This window comes from Shinella sp. WSC3-e, assembly GCF_945994535.1.
Lineage (GTDB): Bacteria > Pseudomonadota > Alphaproteobacteria > Rhizobiales > Rhizobiaceae > Shinella > Shinella yambaruensis.
This window is the reverse complement of the sequence record NZ_OZ000530.1, coordinates 1,008,376-1,030,480: the sequence shown is the minus strand read 5'-3', so window position 1 is coordinate 1,030,480 and position 22,105 is coordinate 1,008,376. Positions and strand designations below refer to the sequence as shown.

Below are 22,105 nucleotides of genomic sequence, written 5' to 3'. Positions count from 1 at the left end.
ACCATGCGATGACGTAGGCAGGCCCCTATGCGACACTGCGAGCTTGACGGCAATGCGGCGAACCTCCGGACAGACCATTGGATCAAATCCTGATGGTCAGCATCCGCAGTCTTTTTTGGATGTCTCGTCGCTAGCGCGGTACCGGATCAACGTCATCATGCGAAGGCGAGGGAGACGTGGCGATGCCAGCCATGCCCCTGACCAGGCTTCGTTGTGATCGAGTCCGAGCTCCTTCTTGGCGGTCTCGAAGCTGCCTTCGATCGCCTGACGATGGCCTTCAACGTAAACGAGCGTCTGGCTGACGAAACGCCATGACATCGCGGAACCATTGCGCCTCCACGCCCGACTTCATGGCCGGGATACGATATCCGGCGCGGATGGTGAGCTTGCCCTCGCGGTGCAGGGCAAAGAGCCTGTCGTAGCTCGACGCCGGGCCTGCCGACGGATCGATGAAGCCCGTCATCCCGCCACTGTTCAGCGCGGTGAAGAACGCCTGCAGGCTTTCCTTCCTGCGCGCTTCCTCCTGCGGCGCGATCTGTGCGAAGAGCGCATTGTAGGATGCGATGGTGCCGAGCAGTTTGCCCGTCGCCTTTCCATCCGGGCCGCGCTCGATGGTGATGCCCGCAGAAACTGCAGGCTCCGCATCGTCGAGCCTCAGCGCTTCCACGCCTTTGGCGTTCACGAGCGCGTAGTCATAGAGATACTGGATATAGGCCGGGCGATCCGGAACGGCCTGCGTGAGCTCGGCAAAGGTTGGAGGTCGTTTTTCCGCGAACTGTTCGGGAAGCCATGATCCGACGACGGCAACCCATTCAGTTTCGGCGCGGTCGCGCGCCGCATCCTGCAACGCTTGAAGGGCGTCGGAAAGGTTTGTCTCACCGTACCAGTACGTTTCGAAGGTGAAGGTCTGGCCGCCTCGAATGGCATGACTATGCGTATCGACCAGGCCGGGAATGACGGTTTTTCCCTTCAGGTCGATGACGCGCGTCCGATCGGTCTTCAGCGACGTGATCGCCTCGTCATCACCGATTGCGGTGATGCGCTCGCCCGCAATCGCCAAAGCGCTGGCCCGGGGTTTGTCCGTATCCATGGTCACGATGACGGCGTTGTGAAGGATTAGGTCCGGCCCGCCGGCCAAAGCCGCGCCGGCAATCAGGAGCGAGCCGACCGAAGCAAGGATCGTCTTCTCGAACAGATATCTCATCGTCTTCAAATCCTGTGTGGAATCCATCGGGTGCTGCCCGAGAGCAGTTGCAAGGAACAAGGGCCGCGGAGTGGTCCGCGGCCCCTGCCTGCCGCACGTCAACCGCGCTGCGAGTCGAGCTGCTCGTGGTTCTTCTCGACGTCCTGCGCCTTCAGGTAGCTTTCGATCAGCAGCTGGTAGGCCGGGAAGATCTTGGTGTAGATATTCGCCCATTCCTGGGCGTCGTCACGGTGCCAGGTCTTCTGCAGCTCGGAGGCGACGGCGGCGGTATCCATCGGCACGACGCCGGCCTGCACGACGCGGGTGAGCGTGATCTCCTCGGCCATCTTGGAATAGGTGCCAGAAGCATCGATGACGGCAAAGACCTTGTAGCCGTCCTGTACGGCCGCGATCGACGGGAAGGCCATGCAGACGCTGGTGATGGTGCCGGCAATGATCAGGGTCTTGCGACCGGTCGCCTTGACGGCGGCGACGAAGTCCGGATTGTCCCACGCGTTGATCTCGCCCTTGCGTGCGATATACTGCGCATGCGGTGCATTCTCGTGGATTTCCGGGATCAGCGGGCCGTTCGGGCCCTGCGGCACGGAGGCGGTGGTGATGACGGGCATCTTGGACAGCGTCGCCATCTTGGCAAGCGCTGCGGCATGGTTGCGCAGCACCGGCATCGGCATGTCGCCGACGGTCTGGAAGAGGCCGCTCTGATGGTCGATCAGCAGCATGACGGCGTCATCGGCATCGATGACAGGACGCTGGCCGTTGAAGTTTGCGGGAGTGCTCATGTCAATTTTCCTTAGTTGCAGTTGCAGGTTGAAGGGAGGGGCCGGAAGCATTTCCGGCCCGGTCTGCCTCGGAGGAGAGCCGCCGAGGACAAGCTTGAAGGTCAGGCGGCGATCGTGCCGAACCTGCCGGCGCGAAAGTCTGCAAAGGCCTGCTGCAATTCTTCCGGCGTGGTCATGACGAAGGGGCCGCGCATGGCGACCGGCTCGCCGAGCGGCGTACCGCTCAGCACCAGAACCGTCGCGTCGCTCTCGGCCTCAAGGCTGAAGGCGCCGCCTGTACGGTCGAGCAATACGAACTGGCCGCCGCGGGCCGAGGACGTGCCGTTCACCAGAACGGAGCCGCGCAGGACGACGAACCCGGCCGTGTGCCCTTCGGGCAGATCGAGCGAAACGTCCTTGCCCTGGTTCAGCCTGAGGTCCCAGAGGTCGATCGGCGAGAAGGTGCGGGCCGGGCCCTTGTGGCCTTTATAGTCGCCGGCGATCACCCGCAGGCGGCCGGCCTCGCCGGCAAGCGCGACGGCCGGGATGTCGCGGTCGGACAGCGACTGGTAGCCGGGTGCCGCGTTCTTGTCCTTTGCCGGCAGGTTGACCCAGAGCTGGACCATGTCGAGCGTACCGCCCCGGCGGGTGAAGGCCGGCGAATGGAACTCCTCGTGCAGGATGCCGGCGGCGGCCGTCATCCACTGCACGTCGCCCGGGCCGATGACGCCGCCCGCTCCGGTCGAGTCGCGGTGCTCGACCTCGCCCTCATAGACGAGAGTCACGGTCTCGAAACCGCGGTGCGGATGGGCGCCGACGCCGCGCGGCTCGTTGGTCGGCGAAAAGGCCGCTGGACCGGCATGGTCGAGATGCAGGAACGGGCTGACATGTTCGCCGAACGTTTCATAGGACAGCATCGAACGAACCGGAAAACCATTACCGACCCAGTGCTGCGCGGGGCTGCTGTAGATGCCGAGAATCTTTCTCATGGGGTGTGCTCCTTGGGGCTTTGCGTTGGGCAATCTGTTGAGATCAATATACGGCTGCACCAAATCTGGCAGTAGACGGCAATATCGTGCTAGAATGTCCTGAATTCAGGACAATGGAGCCCCGATGCAGGATCTCAATGACTTCCGTTTCTTCGTCGACGTGATCGAGCAGAACGGCTTTTCCGCTGCCGCTCGCAAGCTCGGCATGCCGCGTTCGCGGCTCAGCCGCCGCATCGGCCTTCTGGAGAAAAGCCTCGGCGTCCGCCTCGTGCAGCGCTCCACGCGGCAGTTCACGGTGACCGAGATTGGCCAGGAATTCTATCGCCATTGCCTCGCGATGGTCGTGGAGGCGGAGGCCGCGCAGGAGGTGATCGAGCGCATGCGCGCGGAGCCGCGCGGCACCGTGAAGGTCAGCTGCCCGTCCTCCGTCATCTATTTCCAGGTGGGCGAGATGATCGCGCGCTTCATGGCCAGGCACCCCCAGGTCCATATCCACCTCGAGAGCACGAACCGGCGTGTCGATGTCATCAAGGAGGGGTTCGACGTCGCCATCCGCGTGCGCTTTCCCCCGCTCGTCGACAGCGACCTCGTGGTGCGCAAATTCGCCGAGAGCACCCAGAGACTGGTCGCTAGCCCCGGCCTGGTGGAGGGATGCTTCTCCCGGCCGCTCGTTCCGGCAGACCTGACGGCCATGCCGAGCCTTTCCTGGGGGCCGCCTGCCGGCAGGCACGAATGGCGGCTGGAAGGGCCGCAGGGCGCGACGGCAACCGTGCCGCACGATCCCCGGCTGGTGACGGAGGACATGGTGGCGCTCCGCCAGGCCGCGCTTTCCGGCATCGGCGTCTGCCAGTTTCCGACCATGGTCGTGCAGGAGGACCTGGCGGCCGGGCGGCTCGTCGACATCCTGCCGCAATGGGCGCCGCGCAACGGCATTATCCATGCCGCCTTCCCTTCCCGCCGCGGGCTGCTGCCCTCGGTGCGCACGCTCATGGATTATCTTGCAGCCGAATACGCGGCCTTGACCAAGGCCGAGTAAAGTTCGGACTGCGTCACAATGGTCAAAATGGACTGGATGCTGTGGCGTTCTGCGCAAAGAAGGACGCTGCGTCTCCTCCCCCCGTTTGTTCAATACGGCGCCTCGACTTGTCCATCGGCACATAGGCCGTCTTCAGCTGGGAATAGTGTTCCAGCGCCACCAGCGAATTCTCCATGAGAAGCCTGATGTTTGGAGCCGCCGAAAAGGATTTCAACCGGAGAGAACTTGTAAAGGCGTTGAAGGAAATCGAACCCGTATATCCGCTGGCAATACAGTTTATGTTACTGAATATCCTAACTTATGGCTTGGTTTTCAGGTGGGAGAAGACGTAGCTTCGCCACACGTAATTTGTCACGCCCTTCCATTCGCGCAGCGCCGGCGGCAGATCCGCCAATTCCCGATCAACCAAGCGTTCGCTCGCGTCATTCGTCCGAGGCGCCTGTGCTTTGCTGCGTGGCGCTTTGGCTGTATCCGATCCGCTCATCGTCACACCCCGTAAATCCGAAAAGACGGCCGGCCAAAGAGTTCCCGCACGGCGCCAAACCCCTCCAGCCGCTCGAACAGGCGGGTGGCGGCCCCTGCCCCCTTGGTGCGCACCTTCGACGCCGCGGCAGGCAGCATGTCAGCGCGCCGGGCGATCTTCCGGCGGCGCGCAGCGCCGTACCCGCCCCCCTCGACCAGCGCGAGGCAGACGGCGCGCGGGAAGACGGGGGCGCCTGGGCGCACACGGCCGCGACCGCCGAGCGGGCGGAAGGCCGGGCCGCTCGGCCATCGGCAGCGGTACGAGATGGGTCCATTTCAGCCTAACCGCGACCAACATGTCGGCGGGCATCCAGGCGAGCGGTTCGGCATCCGGCCGGCCGGCATGGATCACCGTCACCAGCGCGGCGGCGAACGGGGTGAGCGGGCGGACTGGAGCGCATCGTCGACGTGAGCGACCGCCAAGGCAAGCCGGCCGTCCCAAGTGAAGCCCCAGAAGATCGGCAAGTTCGGCCACCGCTTTCGAGGAAAACGCAGGTTTTCGCGTGGCGAGCCTTTTGTAGGCCAAAAACACCCCGCCCGCCGGGCCAGGATCGTCGCCAACAGCGGTCAGCAGAACGGCGTCGCGCAGTCCCGCTTCTTCCTCGTTGCAGACCAACAGCCGAACGGCAGTGGTGGCACATTTCAGGGCTTGGCGCGATCGCCAACAACCGGCCCACACAGTTTCGGCGGAATCGAGATCATCCATCTATTTCAAAGCAATGCCGGCTGCGAAGGCAGCATCCAGCTCGCTTGGCTCGCGGCAAGGCCCAGCCAGGTATCTGCGGCAGGGTGACAACGGCCTCCGAAGAAGAAATTGCTGGCGTCACAGCGGAATTACCGCAGTGACGACAGAGTGACCTGCCGCAGAATAAGGTACGGATGACGACCGCATTGTTTGCAGCAGCCGTGACGATGATCCGTCATGGTGTTGGCGCAGTCACCTTCCGGCGGGTGTCGAACACCGGAGCCTGGCGCAGCGATCCCGCGCCGGTTAGTCCCACTGCACTAGCCGTACCCAGCCGGCATTCCCAGACGCGCCCAGGCTCATCTCGCGCGTCGTCCCTGCTCCAGCGGGGAGAGCCTTGCTCATCACCGGCTTCGCCTGTCGGTCGTTCCACGGCCGTGCGATAGCGCGCGTCCTTCAACCATCCACCGTTCCGTCATCCCTCCGCAGCGGGCCTTTCGCCTGCAGCAGTCGTCTTGTCCAACCACAGGAGCTTCATCCATGTCCGACACATCCTGATCCTAATGCATCGCCCGCCGCTGACCTTCCCACAGGAAGCAGCGCGGAAGCCTCACGCGAACGAGGCACTACCGGTGATCCGGGCACCTGCCCCTGGCCCTTGCGGGCATCCCGCTTCCACGCGGGTTGGCATCAACACTGACCCAAGACTCCACCCGGAACGACGATCCTTCACGCAATTCGAACTTTTTGGCTGAAGCAGATGGACAATCTCACCTTTACCCTGAAGCAACTGTGCCGGCGCAATCGCGACGGCAGCCATGCGACGCAGGCCGACCGGATGCACTCGCTGACGCTGGCCGCCCGCCAGTTGAGCGAAGCTGGTTTCCGGCAGATGCGCGCCACCTCCCTCAAAGGCCGGCATGTCGACGCGCTTGTGGGCCGCTGGCAGGAGGAAGGGCTTTCAGCCGGCACCATGAAAAACCGGGTTTCGCACCTGCGCTGGTGGGCGGAGAAGATCGGCAAGCCCGGTCTCATTCCCGCCGACAATGCAAAGCTCGGTATTCCGCAGCGTAGGTACGCGACGAACGAGAACAAGGCGGCCGAGCTCGGCACCCGGCTGGAGCGCGTCACCGATGCCCATGTCCGCATGAGCCTTCAATTGCAGCAGGCGTTTGGCCTGCGCCGGGAGGAAAGCATCAAGTTCCAGCCGCGTTATGCCGATCGCGGCGATCATATCGCGCTGAAGGGTTCATGGACCAAGGGCGGACGGGAGCGGACGGTTCCGATCACCACAGTCGAGCAGCGGGTGATACTGGACCATGCCCATGTTCTTGTCGGGGCCGGCTCACTGATCCCGGCGCACCTGACCTACATCCAGCAGCGCCATGTCTATGACGGACAATGCAAGGCAGCCGGCCTCAGCCACATGCATGGGCTGCGCCATCGCTACGCCCAGCAGCGCTACGAAGTCTTGACCGGATGGAAGCCGCCGGCAGCCGGTGGCCCGGCCATCCGGCAACTGACACCGGAGCAGCGCCTCGTCGATTATGAGGCCCGCCAACAGATCAGCCGGGAGCTGGGCCACGAGCGCATCCAGATCACGTTCGTCTATCTCGGACGATGATGGCTGCAGAGAATAGGCCGGCCTCGCCAGGCTGGCCACTCAAGCAAGGAAATCGAGGAAACGCTCAGACATAAGGGCATAACGAAAAACCTCTCCTCGCGCCAACGAGAAGAGGTTTTCGGTCACCCTCGAGGAACTGGCCTTGTTCGTTGTCGGCGACAATGATCTGGGACGGAAGCTCGCCCGGCTAGGAAAGCTGATCGAGCAGCGAAAGCGGAATGGACAACGCGAGTCCGCCGGCGGGATAAATCCCCATCTGAATCTGTTAAGTCTGCGCCGGAATAAGCGGGCAGCACTGCGCCAGCCTTCATTGAGGTCGGGCAGAGGTTCCGGATCGTGCGTAAGCTGTCACAGCATTCAAATAGCCCTGAACCGTAACGTTCGCGCCTGCGGCAGTCGAAGCATGTTGCTGGCGAACTGGGCCATGCCAAGAAGGCGGAGAAGGGTTTGAAAGCGAAGGGCTAAAGGAAGGGCATCAAGGGAAATGGTCCTATCCAGAAACGGAAAAGGAGAGCAAAGGCTCTTCTGCGTCACTCGGCAGGCTTCTTAACGAACGGCCACACCGCCGCTACTCTAGGGAATGAATTCGACGCCGGCCTTTTCGAGCGCGGTCTTAAGCACTTTCAGATTTGCTGCCGTGATTGTCGGCCGTCCATCTTCCAATAGCCAATCGGCCAAGGTGCCGATCTAGCGGCATTTCTCGCATTCGATCTCGTGGGCAATCATCGGCGCGGCCGTCACCGCGATCCCCGGCGGGACGGATCTCAGACAGATGCGCATGGAAATCGATGCCACCCGCATCGATGATCCGCTGCTACTCTTATAATGGCAGCGTTGCCACCGACCGTCACCACACCCAAACCTTCCAACATAGATACTACCGGGTCTGGCCACCCCGAGACGGTACACCTCGGCGCTATTTCGCGGTTCATATAATGCAACTCGTAGAGAGAGCCAAAGCCCCCGCGCATCATCCGACAGCGATCAGGCGCTTCGACGCAACGCACGCCCGCCTTTCTCTTTCATGGCAAGGCAAACGGCCATGAGAATGTCATGAAAATTCTCTCCGACTACCGCATCGATCGGCGAGCGTCCTTTCAGTCGGCCATAGGGATGCTTCAGCAAGCGATAGATCTGCCAGCCGTCCTTGTCCCAACCATGCATCAAAACCGCACGGATGAACCTGTCCTTGAGCGGATCAAGATGCCAATCGGGAATTCGGCGGCCGAGATTTCCAACAGTCAGGGCCAGTAGCTTGCCAGTGCGAACGTCGTAATTGACCGACTGCCTCGACTTGCCGACGGCTTTCGCGAAATCTACCACCGACAGATTGCAAGGCGAGTTGAATAATTCCAGCATCTCCAGCCGTTCACGCTGAGCGTCCGTGACAGCGTCCGCGATACTGGGGCGGGCGGTCACCGCAGGCAGGCGCGTTATCCGGGCCTTCACGATTGCGAACCCGTCATCTCCGGTCTCTCCCGCCCAAGCCGCGGGTTCCGTTGCCGAGTGAGATAAAACGCCCCCGGACTGCTCTGCGAATGCAAAGGGAAGCCCCACTGCCGCACCCGGCAACCGCAGGCTGCCCTTCTCCACCTTACCATGCTCAAACAGATCCAGCCGATCCGCCCAGTCCTGCATCATACGCCGACGCGGCTCGACATATTCGGCGTGATTGTAAGCAGAACTGACCTTGTCCGGATCGGCATGCGACAATTGCGCATCGACCCAGATTTTCGGATATCCGATTTCGTTGAGCGCGGTTGAAATCGTTGCCCGGATACCGTGTCCGGTGAGCCGATCTTTGTAGCCAAGGCGCTTGAGCGCTGCGTTGAGCGTATTCTCGCTCATCTGTTTTTTCGGATCGTAAGCGTGTGGAAACAGGAAGCGCTGTGTGGGAGCGACAAGCGTGAGCATATGGCGGACGACTTCGACGGCCTGAACCGACAATGGCACGATGTAGGGCGGAACGTCGCGCGGACGCTTCCGACGCTTACGCATTTCAAGCTGCAACTGCTTGACGATCTCCGGCGGGATGATCCACAGCCCCTTGTCGAGATGGAACTGATCAGGCGTCGCAAGCCGAACCTCTCCAGTGCGTACTCCGGTCAGAAGAAGAAGCCGGAGGCCCAACTGGGTTTGTAGCACGCCGGGATAGTTTCGCAGCAGCCGAAGGAAGGAAGGCAATTCATCCATCAAGAGATAGGGATTGTGCCGCACCGGTGGCAGCGGAGCCGCAATCGCATCCAGGTCGGATGCCGGATTATTTTCCATGTCCGGCACCACGACAAGCGCGAAGCGGAACATCTGGCGCAGCCAGGTCCGCACCTTGTCCGCCACCGAGAAGGCTCCCCGCCGCTCGATGCGGTCGACAACGGCGAGCAGATCATGCCGCCTGATCTCGAGGATCGGCCGCTTGCCAAGCTTCGGCAGGACATCCTTGGCGAAGACGCGCCTGATCTGTGTCAGTGTCGTCTGACGCCCCTCCTTGAGGGAAAGCGCCCGTCGCTGGAACCACTTTTTGTAGACCACGCGGAAGGTGTTTTCGTCGGCGTCAGCGCGTGCTCGCTTCTTCTGCTCTCGGTAAGCCTGTGGATCGGTTCCTGCGGCAAGCACCGCATTGGCTCCATCGCGAAGAGCGCGCGCCTGCTGAAGGCTGAGTTCGGGATAAGTTCCAAACGAAATGCGGCGGCGCCGCTCCGCCCAGACATAGCGGTAGTGCCAAGATTTCACGCCGTTCGTCGCGACGAACAGCGAAAGACCGTCCGAATCGTTGAGCGTGTAGTCCTTGCCAAGGGTCTTCGCCTGTCGGATCTTCAGATCGGTAAGTGCCATGTTCCTGCTCCTGATGTTTAGTCAGGGCCGGGATTTTTGGCTCGCTCGCCTCATGCCGCCAGAATCAATCCGGAACCGTCAGCGCCCGCTTTGATGTACCGTTTAATGTACCATTTTGGGGTGGCTGTGGGTGGTTTTCGGTGGATGATGCTGGATTAGCGAAAAGCGATTATCCTTCCAGTTTCAACGGCTTGCAGAACTCACTGGAATTCAGCGGAAGCCAAGATGGAGCGGGTAGCGGGAATCGAACCCGCGTATTCAGCTTGGAAGGCTGCTGCTCTACCATTGAGCTATACCCGCGGGGTCATGATCCGTGCGACAGAATGGTGGAGGGAGTTGGATTTGAACCAACGTAGGCTGAGCCAACGGATTTACAGTCCGTCCCCTTTAACCACTCGGGCATCCCTCCATATTCCGTCGGGATCAAGCGACCAGTGTCGACCGGCGGGCAGTGCCTTTTCGGCGGCGCCTTCGATCTGGCGGCGTATATGACGGGCACAAATCGTCCTGTCAACACAAGGCCATGGAAAAAATTGCGAAAAACGTCATCGTCCCCATCCGGCATCCGGAAGAGGCCGTCCGCGCGTTCGGAATCCCCCTGCCCTTGTTCGCTATTTTTCGCACGCCGCGCACATAAACCGCTGCACACTGGGGCGCCAGATGGTCTATAAGGCCGGCATGAGCAAAGACGATACCGGCGGCAAGTCCGCAAAAGACACCCATTACGCCAAGCTGCGCCGGGCGCACCGCGACCAGCGGCGCGAACGCGGCGAGATTCCGACACCCAGGGACGACCGCCGCCGCAGGCAGGCGGAAGGCTGGAAGGCGCCGGCTCTCGCTCCCGACCAGGTCCATCTCTATGGCCTGCACACGGTGCGCGCGGCCCTAGACAATCCGGAGCGGCAGATCATCAAGCTTTCGGTGAGCCAGAACGCCGCACAGCGGCTGCAGCTGCCCGAGCTTTCGACCCTGCCCTATCCGGTCGAGACCGTGCTGCCCTCCGACCTCGACAAGGTGCTCGGCCCCGAGGCGATCCACCAGGGCGTGATGCTGGAAACGCGCCCCCTGCCGATGCGCCGCCTGGAGGCGCTGAAGGACAGCCCGCTGCTGCTCGTGCTCGACCAGGTGACGGACCCGCACAATGTCGGCGCCATCATGCGCTCGGCCGTCGCCTTCAATGCCGGTGCCGTCATCACCACGCAGCGCCATTCGCCGACCGAATCGGGCGTGCTCGCCAAAACCGCCTCCGGGGCGCTGGAGCTCATTCCCTATATCCAGGTGACCAACCTCGCCGATGCGCTGGACGAGCTGCACAAGCTTGGCTTCCTGACGATCGGCCTTGATTCGGAAGGCCCGGAGCCGCTGGAGGGCACCCTGTCCGGCGAACGCATCGCGCTCGTCATGGGAGCGGAGGGCAAGGGCCTGCGACAGAAGACACGCGCCACCTGCAAGTCGCTCGCCCGGCTCGACATGCCCGGCACGATCAAGTCGCTCAACGTCTCGAACGCCGCCGCGATCGCGCTCTACGCCACGCAGCGGCATCTCTCGCGCTGAAATTACACCTCGCAAACGAAAGGCCCGCCGATGCGGAACCGGCGGGCCTTTGCATGTCGGCGGACGGCCTCAGCTGGCGCGCTTCAGCGCTCCGCGATCGGAAATGGTGCGCTCGGCCTCGGAAATCGCCTCGATCTTCGAATCGGGGCTGAGGTTCAGGCCCTCGGCGCGCACCAGCTCCACATCCGTGATGCCGAAGAAACCGAGCACGACCTTCAGGTAGCTTTCCTGATGGTCCATGGCGGACGCCGGACCGGCGGAATAATGGCCGCCGCGGGTGGAGACGATGATGACCTTCTTGCCCTTGGCGAGGCCCTCGGGGCCTTCGGCGGTGTAGCGGAAGGTCTTGCCGGCGACGGCGACGCGGTCGATCCAGGCCTTGAGCTGGCTCGGCAGGGAGAAATTGTACATCGGCACGCCGAGAATGATCGTATCGGCGGCCAGGAACTCGTCGAGCACGACCTTGCTTTCGGCGACCTCCGCGGCGATCTGGGCATGCACCTCTTCCGGCTTCGCATTGGCCGCCATCAGATGGGCGCCGGACAGATGCGGCAGCGGGTTGGCGACGAGGTCGCGATAGGTGATGGTGGCGGCCGGCTGCTCGGCCTTGATCTGGGCGGCGACGGCGGCCGTCAGGCGACGGGAGACGGAGTGATCGCCGAGAATGCCGGAATCGACATGGAGGATGTTCATGGGGCTGCACCTTTGTTTCGGTTGGGTGCAACACATATGCTGTGAAAACAATCACGCGATTAGACGGCAAAAATCCAATTGACTGTTTCCGGAGAGAAACAATAATTCGCAAAATACCCGGAGACATCCCATGCAGGACCTGAACGATCTCGCGCTTTACGCCGCCGTGGTGCGGCACAAGGGTTTTACCGCGGCGGCGAATGCGCTGTCCGTGCCGAAATCGAAGATCAGCAAGCGCGTCGCCGCGCTGGAGGAGCAGCTCGGCGTGCGCCTCATCGAGCGCTCCACCCGCAAGCTCGCCGTCACCGACATCGGCCAGTCCTTCTACGAGCGCTGCGAGGCGGTGCTCTCCGGCGTCGAGGCGGCGGAGGCCGTCGTGGCGGTCGCCAAGGCGGAGCCGGCAGGCACCGTGCGGCTGTCGATGCCGCCGGGCTTTGCGCCGATGATCGCAGACGTGCTGCCGGGCTTCATGAAACGTTATCCCGACGTCCGCCTCTCCATCCTCACCACCGGCCGCCCGGTCGACCTCATCGAGGAGCGGATCGACATCGCGCTGCGCGTGCGCGACGGCTACGACACGGACCAGTCGCTGGTCGTGCGCCGCTTCGCCGGCACGCGGCGCTATCTCGCGGCAAGCCCGCGTTTTCTCGAACGGTACGGCCCGGTCGATCTCGAGACGATCGGCCGCCTGCCCACGCTCTCCATGCAGGAGAACAATCCGCGCGTGATCTGGACACTCTTCCACCAGAACGGCGCCGTGCACGACGTCTCCCACTCCCCGGTGTTGCTGTGTTCTGATTTCAGCGTCCTGGAGCGCGCAACGATCGAGGGCATCGGGCTCGCCCTGCTGCCGGACATGATCGTGGAGCGCGGCTTTCGCAGCGGCTACCTGACGCCGGTCCTGCCGGAGTGGTCCAGCGCGGAATCGACCAGAGCTGGCTCGGGAAATCTGCACAGCGGGGATAAGTGGAGTTTCTGCCTGACTTCGGCTTAGATGCCGGGAACAGGAGAGACCATGACGAGACGACCGCGCCGGAACCATAGCCCGGCTTTCAAGGCGAAGGTGGCACTTGCCGCCATCCGAGGTGAGCAGACGCTGGTGGAGTTGTCCCAGCAGTTCGATGTGCACGCCAACCAGATCAAGCAATGGAAAGACCAGCTCCTTGAGGGGGCGACAGGTGTGTTCGGCGATGAAACGAAAGCGGAGCCGTCGGGTCCGACCATCGATGTCAAAACGCTGCACGCGAAAATCGGCGAACTGACACTGGAGAACGATTTTTTATCCGGTGCGCTCGGCAAGGCGGGATTGCTGGGCGGAAAGAAATGATCGACCGCGAGCACAAGCTATCCGTCGTGCGCCAGGCGAAGCTTCTCGGCTTCAGCCGTGGCAGCGTCTACTATCTGCCTCGTCCGGTGTCTGACGGCGATCTGGCCCTTATGCGCCGGATTGACGAATTGCATCTCGACTACCCCTTTGCCGGAAGTCGGATGTTGCAAGGGCTCTTGAGAGGAGAAGGTCTGGAGACCGGGCGGCGACACGTCGCCACGCTGATGAAGAAGATGGGCATCGAGGCGATCTACCGCCGCCCGAACACCTCGAAACCAGCGCCAGGGCACAAAATTTATCCCTACCTCCTACGAAAGCTGGCAGTCACCCGGCCCAATCAGGTGTGGGCAATGGACCTGACCTACATCCCCATGGCGCGGGGATTTGTCTATCTGTGCGCCGTCGTGGACTGGTTCAGCCGGAAGGTCTTGTCATGGCGGTTGTCGATCACGATGGAAGCAGCCTTCTGCATCGAGGCGGTGGAGGAGGCACTTGCCCGTCATGGCAGGCCGGAAATCTTCAATACCGACCAGGGATCGCAGTTCACCTCCATCGACTTCACCGCCGTGCTGAAGAGGTCACAGATTGCCATCTCGATGGATGGCAAGGGTGCGTGGCGAGACAATGTCTTCGTCGAGCGGCTCTGGCGTTCGATCAAATACGAGGAAGTCTACCTCCATGCCTACAAGACTGTGTCCGAGGCACGCGCTGGCATCGCCCGATATCTGAACTTCTACAACACCAGACGCCCACATTCATCCCTTGACCGGCGGACGCCGGATCAGGCCTACTTCAACGCGCTGACACCAATGATGGTGGCGGCATAATCGAGGCGGAAATCCACTTAGCGAAACGCCCGAAGCTGTTCAGACAAACCGAGCCACCTCTACCGTGCATGCGGTCTTCACCTCGCGCCACGGCATGCTGCCCGCCGTCCGCGCCCTCATCGACCACCTCGCCGAAAACCTTCCCCGCTCCATGCTGCGCTGCCAGGAAATCGCCCCCAGGACCGCGCTCGACAGCAACTGGTCGATCTGAACAGGCCCTTTTCGCTTTACAGCGGCGGAGAATGTGCTAACTCCCTCGCTGAGTGCCCTTATAGCTCAGTTGGTAGAGCACCTGATTTGTAATCAGGGGGTCCCGGGTTCGAGTCCTGGTGGGGGCACCATCTCCTTTCCAACGCATTGATCGAGTCTTCGCCCCGCTGTCTTACAGCCCGATGGCATCGTGGCGGCTGTGGCGCGGCCCGGATCGCCGATGCGCCTTCCTTCTTCCCGCCGTCGAAGCGAGCCGACCGGCGAGGTACATTGCCGTTCCCGGCCGACTGGCCTATAGGCGTTGATCGACGGGGTGCCTCCGGCACCCCCATTCCCGTTTCGCGGCGCCGGGCAAGACCGGCCATCATGCGAAAACCATGGCGGAGGAACGAACGTGGCGGAAGACAAGGGACCGGTTTCGAAAGTGACGGTCGAAAAGCGGATCGACGGAAAATACTTCTACGCACTCACCTTCCGCGGCGTCACCTATCCGGTGAAGGGTCCGTTCGCCAATCCGATGGAGGCGGCCGCCAGCGGACAGGCCGTGCTGAAGATACTGGAAGAACGCGCCGGGCCGGCGAAAGCCTGAGCGGCGTATGCCCTCACACCGTCCTTGTCATATTTTTCAGATGCGCATGCCGTAAAGGCGTGCGACAAAGACCGGCCCTGGATGCAGGATGTCCGGGGCTTGCTTAGAGGATGCGGATCGACGGCATGGCGCGTACCTTCAATTCCCTTTCCTTCGTCGCCTCACAGGCGCCCGAAGCGCAGGAAGCGCGCAACGAGCTGGTTTCGATCTATGGCAATGCCGATCCGGAAGAGGCCGACGTCATCGTCGCGCTCGGCGGCGACGGCTTCATGCTGCAGACGCTGCACACGACGATGAACACCGGCAAGCGCGTCTACGGCATGAACCGCGGCTCCATCGGCTTCCTGATGAACCGCTACGACACGAAGGACCTGGCGGGCCGCATTGACGGGGCGATTGAGAACGCCTTCCGCCCGCTGGAGATGATCACCGGCGACGCCAGCGGCCAGGAGCGCCGGGCGCTCGCCATCAACGAGGTCTATCTCTTCCGCCAGTCCTACCAGGCGGCCAAGCTGCGCGTCAGCGTCGACGGGCGGGTTCGGCTGGAAGAGCTGATCTGCGACGGCCTGCTGCTGGCGACGCCGGCGGGCTCGACGGCCTACAATCTTTCCGCACACGGGCCGATCCTGCCGCTCGAGGCGCCGCTGCTCGCCCTCACCCCCGTCAGCGCCTTCCGGCCGCGGCGCTGGCGCGGCGCGCTGCTGCCGAACAAGGTGACGGTGGAGATCGAGGTGCTGGAGGCGGAAAAGCGGCCGGTCAACGCGGTGGCCGACAACACCGAGGTCAAATCGGTGACATCCGTGCGCATTGCCGAATCGGCCGGGCTTTCGGCGCGCATCCTCTCCGATCCCGACCATTCCTGGTCCGACCGGATTCTTGCCGAACAATTCGATTACTGACACTGTTACCCAGGCTTCGGGACAGGAGTTTCGCCATGACGCGGTATGCAGCCCTTGGCACCGCCCTCACCCTGCTTTTCCTCGCCGGGCAGCCCGCCCTCGCGGACGAATCGCCGGTTGCGGAAACCATCACCTTCGTCGTCAGCACCGGCTTCTGGGAAGAACCGGTCGAGGCGGAGGAGGAAGACGCCGCCGCCAAGCCGGATACGGCCGAGACGAAGGAGGCGGCCGCCCTCCGCCGCGGCTACTACAAGCTGATCGCCGTGCGCCAGGCGGATGGCACGGCACAGGTCCATCTCCAGCAGATCGAGGCGACCGCCGACGGCCCGAAGATCGCCTCCTCGACGGTGCTGGACGAATTCTCGGCGATGAAGCCCTATGTCACGGACATAAGGCCGGAAAACTCCTCCGGCATCACCACGCAGCCGGGACTGTTCGCGACGGTCTACCTGAAGACCGATCCCAAGGCCGCCGAGCCGGAAGGCTGGACGGTGCTGATCGACGATCTCGGCGAGATCAAGATCGAGCGGGCGACGAACTGAGAACGACCGCCCGTCACACTCTCCTCCGTCATCCTCGGGCTTGACCCGAGGAGAGGTTGTGGGGCTATCGAACGACAACGGGCGCCGAAGCGCCCGTTTCCCGTTTCAATGCCGTCCGACGTCAGTTCAGGTCGTCCACGACCGCATCGGCACCGCCGTTGACGCGGTGGGCGAGTGCGGCTTCCATGAATTCGTCGAGCTCGCCGTCGAGCACGTCAGAGGGGGCCGTGCTTTCGACGCCTGTCCGCAGGTCCTTGACCAGCTGGTAGGGCTGGAGGACGTAGGAGCGGATCTGGTGGCCCCAGCCGATATCCGTCTTGGAGGCGGCTTCGGCGTTGGCGGCTTCCTCGCGCTTCTTCAGCTCGGCTTCGTAGAGGCGCGCGCGCAGCATGTCCCAGGCCTTGGCGCGGTTCTTGTGCTGCGAACGCTCCTGCTGGCAGGCGACCACGATGCCGGTCGGGATATGCGTGATGCGCACGGCCGAATCGGTCGTGTTGACGTGCTGGCCGCCGGCGCCCGACGAGCGGTAGGTGTCGATGCGGCAGTCGCTTTCGTTGACCTCGATATCGATCGATTCGTCGACGACCGGATAGACCCAGATCGACGAGAACGAGGTGTGGCGGCGCGCATTGCTGTCATAGGGCGAGATGCGCACCAGGCGGTGCACGCCCGATTCGGTCTTCAGCCAGCCATAGGCGTTGTGGCCCTTGACGAGCATCGTCGCGGACTTGATGCCGGCCTCTTCGCCGTCATGGACTTCCAGCAGCTCCACCTTGTAGCCCGAGCGCTCCGCCCAGCGGGTGTACATGCGCAGAAGCATGTTCGCCCAGTCCTGGCTTTCCGTGCCGCCGGCGCCGGAATGCACTTCGAGATAGGTGTCGTTGGCGTCCGCCTCGCCGGACAGCATGGCCTCGACCTGCTTGCGCGCGGCCTCGACCTTGACGGCCTTCAGGGCGTCCTCGGCCTCCTTGACGATCGCCGCGTCGCCCTCTTCCTCACCAAGCTCGATGAGTTCGACATTGTCCTTGAGCTGCTGCTCGATGGCCTTGACGCCATTGATGCCCTCGTCCAGCTGCTGGCGCTCGCGCATCAGCTTCTGGGCTTCCTGGGCATCGTTCCAGAGGGTCGGATCCTCTGCCTTGTTGTTCAACCAGTCCAGTCGTCTCAGCGCCTGATCCCAGTCAAAGATGCCTCCTCAGCAGGCTTATGGCCTGCTTGATTTCGTCGACGACGTTCTCGATTTCCGCGCGCATGTCCGCCTTCTTCTTCGATGCTATTCCGGTGGCCGTGAAATAGAGAGGGCGGGCGCGGATGTAAAGCCCCGCGCCCGCCCTAGAACCCGATCATCCCTTGATCAGAACAGGCCGCCGCTGCCGCCCGTCACCGCCTGGTTGGCCTGCGGCGAGCTCCTCAGGATCTCCTCCGGGCTGGCATAGTCCTCGCCGCCGATGACCGAGAAGACGGAGGCCGGGCCGGTGCCGGGCTTGAAGGCTTCCATGATCGTGTCGGGCTGGCCTTCGGAGGCCTGCATGCCGGTCTTGCGGTTGACGGCGATGAACTGCATGCCCTCCGGCACGATGAACTTCGTCGGGCGCGTGCCCTCGAGCGCGGCCTGCATGAACTCGTTGAAGATCGGCGCGGAGAGCGAGCCGCCGGTCGCGCCGCGGCCGAGCGGGGCCGGGTTGTCGAAGCCGATATAGAGGCCGGCGACGAGGTCCGGCGTGTAGCCGACGAACCAGGCGTCCTTCTCGTCGTTCGTCGTGCCGGTCTTGCCGGCGGTCGGGCGGTCGAGCTTGATCTTGCCGGCGGCCGTGCCGCGCGTGACGACGCCTTCCATCATCGAGGTGATCTGGTAGGCGGTCATCGGGTCGAGCACCTGCTCGCGGTTGTCGGTCAGGACAGGCTCTTCCTGGTTTTCCCAATCGTTGGCGTTGCAGTTCTCGCAGGTGCGCTCCTCATGGCGGAAGATCGTCTTGCCGTAGCGGTCCTGGATGCGGTCGATCAGCGACGGCTTGATCTGCTTGCCGCCGTTGGCGAGCACCGAATAGGCCGAGACCATGCGCAGCACGGTCGTCTCGCCCGAGCCGAGCGACATGGCGAGCACCGGATACATCTTGTCGTAGATGCCGAAACGCTCGGCATATTCGGCAACGAGGTTCATGCCCATGTCGTTGGCAAGGCGCACGGTCATCAGGTTGCGCGAGCGCTCGATGCCGAGGCGCAGCGTCGAGGGGCCGGCAGCGCCCCCGCCATAGTTCTGCGGGCGCCAGACCTGGCCGCCGGCGACGATCTCGATCGGCGCGTCCATGATCACGGAGGCCGGCGTATAGCCGTTGTCGAGCGCGGCGGCGTAGACGAAGGGCTTGAAGGAGGAGCCCGGCTGGCGCATCGCCTGCGAGGCGCGGTTGAATTCCGATTGCGCATAGGAAAAGCCGCCGACCATCGCGAGCACGCGGCCGGTATGCGGGTCCATGGCGACGAGGCCGCCCTGCACCTTCGGCGGCTGGCGCAGGCGATAGGTGCCGTCCTCCAGCGGTTCGACATAGACGACGTCGCCCACGGTGAAGACACCGGCCGGCGATTTCGCCGTCTTGCGGTCGCCCTTGGCCGAACGATAGGCCCAGGTCATGGCCTTGGCCTCGATACGGCCGGTCACGCGCTCCTCGACCACCTTGCCGGAGGCTTCCTTGCTCGGCTGAAGGCCGATATCGGCGCCGCCGTCGTCGACGGCGAGCACGACGGCGAGCTTCCATTCCGGCACGTCGGAGAGCGAGTCGACCTTGGCGAGCTCCACGCCCCAGTCGCCGCCGATCTCGATGGTCTTGATCGGGCCATGGAAGCCGCGGCGCTCGTCATAATTGAGAAGGCCCTTCTGCAGGGCCCTGCGGGCGGCGACCTGGATGCGCGGGTCGAGCGAGGTGCGCACCGAAAGACCGCCCTCGTAGAGCGCGTTGTCGCCATAGCGCTCGATGATCTGGCGGCGGACCTCCTCGGAGAAGAACTCCGAGGCGAAGAGATAGGAGCCGCGGTGGCGCGGCGTCACGCCGAGCGGCTGGGCCTTGGCTTCCGCGCCGTCGCTCTGGGTGACGTAGCCGTTCTCGACCATGCGGTCGATGACCCAGTTGCGGCGCTCGATGGCGGCCTCGGTGCGGCGGAAGGGATGGTAGTTCGACGGCCCCTTCGGCAGGGCGGCGAGATAGGCGGTCTCGGCGATCGTCAGCTCGGTGACGGACTTGTCGAAATAGGTCAGCGCCGCACCGGCGATGCCGTAGGAATTCAGACCGAAGAAGATCTCGTTGAGATAGAGCTCGAGGATGCGGTCCTTGGAATAGGCCTGCTCGATGCGGAAGGAGAGGATCGCTTCCTTGACCTTGCGGTCGATCGTCTGGTCGGAGGAGAGCAGGAAGTTCTTGGCGACCTGCTGGGTGATCGTCGAGGCGCCCACCGGGCGGCGGCCGGAGCCCATGTTCTGGATGTTGACGACGATGGCGCGGAAGAGGCCGGTCACGTCGACGCCGGGATGCTGGTAGAAGTTCTTGTCCTCGGCGGAGAGGAAGGCGGCCTTCACGCGGTCCGGGATCGCCTGGATCGGCAGGTAGAGGCGGCGTTCGCGGGCATATTCGGCCATCAGCGCGCCGTTGCCGGCGTGCACGCGCGTCGTCACCGGCGGCGCATAGCTGTTCAAGACCTCATAATCGGGAAGATCCTTGGTGACACTTCCGAGATAGAGCGCGACCGCCCCTGCCACGGCAAGGAAGAAGACGGCGCCAATCCCGAAGAAATATCCAATCAGTCTGATCATGAGCCAGTTACCGATGCCTTATGCTTATAATATCATCGGGCGGACCTGCCGCCCGGCCTTGCGCCGCCCCGGCACGTCCGGCCGTTGCGCCTCTTCCGGCGAGGACGAGTCGTCCCATTTTCTCGCTCCCGTCTAGCGATCGGAATGTGAGGAAAATAGGGCTTACAGCATGCATCCCGGCTACGCCACCGCACAATGGCGGCCGCTGTCACTTTTCCGGCACAGGCGAGCCTAGCACGTTCCGCGCCCGCGCGCCGAAAAAGCTCAGCCGCCGTTGGCGACGACCGTCGCGCGGTACTGTTCCACCGCCTTGGCGACAAGGCCCGCCACCTTCTTCTGCCAGGCGGGATCGATCAGCAGCTGCTCGTCGTCCTTGTTCGACATGAAGCCGAGTTCGAGCAGGATCGAGGGTACGTCCGGCGCGGTCAGCACGCGGAAGCCGGCATGACGATGCGGGTTGTTGATCAGCAGCACCTGGTCCTTGAAATTGCTGACGACGCTCTGGGCGAGATTGATCGAGAAGGCCTGGGTCTCGCGGCGCGTCAGGTCGAGCAGGATGTCGGCAACCTCGGCCGGCTCGTCGACGAAGGAGATGCCGGCGATCTGGTCGGACAGATTCTCGCGCTCGGCAAGGCTTGCCGCGAGGCTGTCGGAGGCCTTGTCGGAGATCGTGTAGACGGTCGCGCCGCGGATGTCCTTCTGCTTCAGCGTGTCGGCATGGATCGAGATGAGCAGGTTCGCCCCCTCGTTGCGGGCAAGCTGCACGCGCTGCGACAGGGAGAGGAACTCGTCCTTGTCGCGGGTGAGGATGGCGCGCGTGCCGGGCAGCGCGTTCAGCGCCTCGGTCAGCTGGCGGGCGAAGGCGAGCGTGACATGCTTTTCCTCCGTCTTGGTGACGCCGCCGCGCGCGCCGTTGTCGATGCCGCCGTGGCCGGCATCGACCGCGATGACGAAGGGGCCGCCCGCCCGGCTGCCGGGCAGCATGACCGGCGCCTGCTCGGCGCTTGCCGGGACGGCGGCCTCCTGCCAGCTCTGCTTTTCCATGAGGGCCTGGAAGGCCTGGTCGGTGACGATCGCCGTATCGACGACCAGCCGGTAGCTCGCCGCCCCCTCTTCTTCCTGCACCTCGGCCAGCACGACGCCGACGGGGCGCGAGGCGGTCAGGACGATGCGCGAGCGGCCGGCCGCCATGGTGCCGTAGCGGATGTCGGAGAAGATGCCGCGCGCCTCCAGCTCCTCCGCCTTCACGCCGAAGTCGGTCTCCGGCAGATCGATCAGCACGCGGTAGGGATTGGCGACATAATGGACCTCGAAATCCGGCTTGCGGTCGAAATCGATGATGAGGCGGGTGCGGGCATCGTCGCCGGCAATGCGTGCGGAAAAGGCGAGCAGCGGGGCGGCCGAGGCGGAAACGGCAAGGGCCGGCGTGACGGGCGACAGGCTGAGCATCACGACGATCGCACCGGCCGCGACGCGGAAAAGGGTTTCGGTCAGAAGGCGTAGCATCACCACTGGCAGTCCGTTCAAACGCGTGGAAACCGCGCGATGCGGCACGGGACAAGGCCCATAGATGCCCCCATATGGTTAACCAAAGCTTGCCGGGAGGCGATGTCGCAGCACTCGGCCAGCCATAGGGGCAAATCCATCAAGATTATGACGCTTTTGGCTTTTCCCTTGCCATTGTGACATATCCGCCATAAAAGCAAAATCAGGGAAAAAGAATAGACGGGATAGAATCGCTTAGAGCAGGCAGCCACTCCTTCGGGGCTTGGCGCCGAACCGGGCCTTCATCCGCCGTCGCACCGCTTTTTCCCGGCCGATAAGATCGCGTAAACCGGCGGTGGCCGGAACAGTCAAGGTGGATTTTCCACCAACCGCCCTTACCCAAGGGCAATTTCATCGGACCGATCAGGTCTATGGCACAGGCATTCTCGTTGGACGTTGATGTTGTCACAGCGGATTTTATCAGAGGGTAACTGGCACCGGGACGCTCGCGTACCGACCGCCCTCCG

16 protein-coding genes, 3 tRNA genes and 3 pseudogenes are annotated in these 22,105 nt (G+C 63.2%); 10 read left to right on the top strand and 12 right to left on the bottom strand.

The features are described 5' to 3' along the window. Positions 1-82: 82 nt before the first annotated feature. From AABF56_RS05190 to AABF56_RS05175, 4 genes and pseudogenes are all read right to left on the bottom strand, one after another. A pseudogene (locus tag AABF56_RS05190) lies at positions 83-297 on the bottom strand (IS701 family transposase); the annotation flags it as partial. Further along, positions 278-1,090: an amidohydrolase family protein gene (locus AABF56_RS05185; RefSeq protein ID WP_272807440.1), complete on the bottom strand. Its 813-nt coding sequence runs from the start codon at positions 1,088-1,090 to the stop codon at positions 278-280. The gene AABF56_RS05185 and the pseudogene AABF56_RS05190, both read right to left, overlap by 20 nt. A 212-nt stretch (positions 1,091-1,302) precedes the next feature. Then, positions 1,303-1,983, bottom strand: a complete 681-nt coding sequence (locus tag AABF56_RS05180) for a hydrolase (RefSeq protein ID WP_272805147.1) — start codon at positions 1,981-1,983, stop codon at positions 1,303-1,305. Between the two features lie 101 nt (positions 1,984-2,084). Next, a complete protein-coding gene (locus AABF56_RS05175; protein ID WP_272805146.1) occupies positions 2,085-2,951 on the bottom strand; it encodes a pirin family protein in 867 nt (288 codons plus the stop codon). 124 nt (positions 2,952-3,075) lie between these two features. Here AABF56_RS05175 and AABF56_RS05170 point away from each other — a divergent pair, with 124 nt between their 5' ends. Continuing rightward, positions 3,076-3,987, top strand: a complete 912-nt coding sequence (locus tag AABF56_RS05170) for a LysR family transcriptional regulator (RefSeq protein WP_272805145.1) — start codon at positions 3,076-3,078, stop codon at positions 3,985-3,987. 486 nt (positions 3,988-4,473) lie between these two features. Here the strand turns inward: AABF56_RS05170 and AABF56_RS05165 are convergent. Continuing rightward, positions 4,474-5,215, bottom strand: a pseudogene (locus AABF56_RS05165) (DUF1403 family protein). 739 nt (positions 5,216-5,954) lie between these two features. Between AABF56_RS05165 and AABF56_RS05160 the strand changes: the two are divergent. After that, positions 5,955-6,818, top strand: a complete 864-nt coding sequence (locus AABF56_RS05160; protein ID WP_272805142.1) for a phage integrase N-terminal domain-containing protein — start codon at positions 5,955-5,957, stop codon at positions 6,816-6,818. 984 nt (positions 6,819-7,802) lie between these two features. On the opposite strand, the gene AABF56_RS05150 is transcribed toward AABF56_RS05160, so the two are convergent. The 3 genes from AABF56_RS05150 to AABF56_RS05140 form a co-directional block, all read right to left on the bottom strand. Beyond that, positions 7,803-9,650 carry a tyrosine-type recombinase/integrase gene (locus AABF56_RS05150; RefSeq protein ID WP_272805141.1) on the bottom strand — a complete coding sequence of 616 codons (1,848 nt, stop codon included), beginning with the start codon at positions 9,648-9,650 and terminating at the stop codon, positions 7,803-7,805. 226 nt (positions 9,651-9,876) lie between these two features. Beyond that, positions 9,877-9,950: transfer RNA gene (locus AABF56_RS05145), tRNA-Gly, on the bottom strand. Between the two features lie 24 nt (positions 9,951-9,974). Continuing rightward, positions 9,975-10,059: transfer RNA gene (locus tag AABF56_RS05140), tRNA-Tyr, on the bottom strand. A 269-nt stretch (positions 10,060-10,328) separates the two neighbouring features. Here AABF56_RS05140 and rlmB point away from each other — a divergent pair. Then, a complete protein-coding gene (rlmB, locus tag AABF56_RS05135) occupies positions 10,329-11,204 on the top strand; it encodes a 23S rRNA (guanosine(2251)-2'-O)-methyltransferase RlmB (protein WP_272805140.1) in 876 nt (291 codons plus the stop codon). 69 nt (positions 11,205-11,273) lie between these two features. Here the strand turns inward: rlmB and AABF56_RS05130 are convergent, their stop codons facing one another. Next, entirely contained in the window at positions 11,274-11,897 is a 624-nt protein-coding gene (locus AABF56_RS05130) for an FMN-dependent NADH-azoreductase (protein WP_244765767.1), read from the bottom strand. Between the two features lie 130 nt (positions 11,898-12,027). Between AABF56_RS05130 and AABF56_RS05125 the strand changes: the two genes are divergently transcribed. The 7 genes and pseudogenes from AABF56_RS05125 (at position 12,028) to AABF56_RS05095 (ending at position 16,291) form a co-directional block, all read left to right on the top strand. Next, a complete protein-coding gene (locus AABF56_RS05125; protein ID WP_272805139.1) occupies positions 12,028-12,891 on the top strand; it encodes a LysR family transcriptional regulator in 864 nt (287 codons plus the stop codon). 21 nt (positions 12,892-12,912) lie between these two features. Next, positions 12,913-14,051 (top strand): IS3 family transposase gene (locus AABF56_RS05120; RefSeq protein WP_168168997.1). Its coding sequence is split into 2 segments (ribosomal slippage): positions 12,913-13,171 and positions 13,171-14,051, totalling 1,140 coding nucleotides; the frame shifts between segments, so codons are not numbered across the junction. Positions 14,052-14,115: 64 nt separating this feature from the next. Beyond that, positions 14,116-14,262, top strand: a pseudogene (locus AABF56_RS05115) (hypothetical protein); the annotation flags it as partial. A gap of 54 nt (positions 14,263-14,316) precedes the next feature. Beyond that, positions 14,317-14,392: transfer RNA gene (locus tag AABF56_RS05110), tRNA-Thr, on the top strand. A 263-nt stretch (positions 14,393-14,655) separates the two neighbouring features. After that, positions 14,656-14,850 (top strand): hypothetical protein, encoded by a 195-nt coding sequence (locus tag AABF56_RS05105; protein ID WP_244765769.1) that lies wholly within the window; start codon positions 14,656-14,658, stop codon positions 14,848-14,850. Between the two features lie 125 nt (positions 14,851-14,975). After that, positions 14,976-15,749: an NAD kinase gene (locus tag AABF56_RS05100; protein ID WP_272805138.1), complete on the top strand. Its 774-nt coding sequence runs from the start codon at positions 14,976-14,978 to the stop codon at positions 15,747-15,749. Between the two features lie 35 nt (positions 15,750-15,784). Then, positions 15,785-16,291 carry a hypothetical protein gene (locus tag AABF56_RS05095; protein ID WP_272805137.1) on the top strand — a complete coding sequence of 169 codons (507 nt, stop codon included), beginning with the start codon at positions 15,785-15,787 and terminating at the stop codon, positions 16,289-16,291. 121 nt (positions 16,292-16,412) lie between these two features. Here the strand turns inward: AABF56_RS05095 and prfB are convergent. The 3 genes from prfB to AABF56_RS05080 all read right to left on the bottom strand — a co-directional run bounded on the left by prfB (position 16,413) and on the right by AABF56_RS05080 (position 21,599). After that, positions 16,413-17,544 (bottom strand): peptide chain release factor 2 gene (gene prfB, locus AABF56_RS05090; RefSeq protein ID WP_272805136.1). Its coding sequence is split into 2 segments (ribosomal slippage): positions 16,413-17,474 and positions 17,476-17,544, totalling 1,131 coding nucleotides; the frame shifts between segments, so codons are not numbered across the junction. 101 nt (positions 17,545-17,645) lie between these two features. After that, positions 17,646-20,093 (bottom strand): penicillin-binding protein 1A, encoded by a 2,448-nt coding sequence (locus tag AABF56_RS05085; RefSeq protein WP_244765773.1) that lies wholly within the window; start codon positions 20,091-20,093, stop codon positions 17,646-17,648. Positions 20,094-20,357: 264 nt separating this feature from the next. Beyond that, complete coding sequence (locus AABF56_RS05080; RefSeq protein ID WP_398431770.1) at positions 20,358-21,599, bottom strand: N-acetylmuramoyl-L-alanine amidase; 1,242 nt, start codon at positions 21,597-21,599, stop codon at positions 20,358-20,360. Between the last annotated feature and the right edge of the window lie 506 nt (positions 21,600-22,105).

What these genes read in the sequence shown, in the direction of transcription:
- rlmB (WP_272805140.1), top strand. Translation starts at nt 10,329, where the DNA reads ATGAGCAAAGACGATACCGGCGGCAAGTCCGCAAAAGACACCCATTAC.
- AABF56_RS05170 (WP_272805145.1), top strand. Translation starts at nt 3,076, where the DNA reads ATGCAGGATCTCAATGACTTCCGTTTCTTCGTCGACGTGATCGAGCAG.
- AABF56_RS05085 (WP_244765773.1), bottom strand. Translation starts at nt 20,093, where the DNA reads ATGATCAGACTGATTGGATATTTCTTCGGGATTGGCGCCGTCTTCTTC.
- AABF56_RS05175 (WP_272805146.1), bottom strand. Translation starts at nt 2,951, where the DNA reads ATGAGAAAGATTCTCGGCATCTACAGCAGCCCCGCGCAGCACTGGGTC.
- AABF56_RS05150 (WP_272805141.1), bottom strand. Translation starts at nt 9,650, where the DNA reads ATGGCACTTACCGATCTGAAGATCCGACAGGCGAAGACCCTTGGCAAG.
- AABF56_RS05125 (WP_272805139.1), top strand. Translation starts at nt 12,028, where the DNA reads ATGCAGGACCTGAACGATCTCGCGCTTTACGCCGCCGTGGTGCGGCAC.
- AABF56_RS05100 (WP_272805138.1), top strand. Translation starts at nt 14,976, where the DNA reads ATGGCGCGTACCTTCAATTCCCTTTCCTTCGTCGCCTCACAGGCGCCC.
- AABF56_RS05130 (WP_244765767.1), bottom strand. Translation starts at nt 11,897, where the DNA reads ATGAACATCCTCCATGTCGATTCCGGCATTCTCGGCGATCACTCCGTC.
- AABF56_RS05180 (WP_272805147.1), bottom strand. Translation starts at nt 1,983, where the DNA reads ATGAGCACTCCCGCAAACTTCAACGGCCAGCGTCCTGTCATCGATGCC.
- AABF56_RS05080 (WP_398431770.1), bottom strand. Translation starts at nt 21,599, where the DNA reads ATGCTACGCCTTCTGACCGAAACCCTTTTCCGCGTCGCGGCCGGTGCG.
- AABF56_RS05185 (WP_272807440.1), bottom strand. Translation starts at nt 1,090, where the DNA reads ATGGATACGGACAAACCCCGGGCCAGCGCTTTGGCGATTGCGGGCGAG.
- AABF56_RS05095 (WP_272805137.1), top strand. Translation starts at nt 15,785, where the DNA reads ATGACGCGGTATGCAGCCCTTGGCACCGCCCTCACCCTGCTTTTCCTC.
- AABF56_RS05160 (WP_272805142.1), top strand. Translation starts at nt 5,955, where the DNA reads ATGGACAATCTCACCTTTACCCTGAAGCAACTGTGCCGGCGCAATCGC.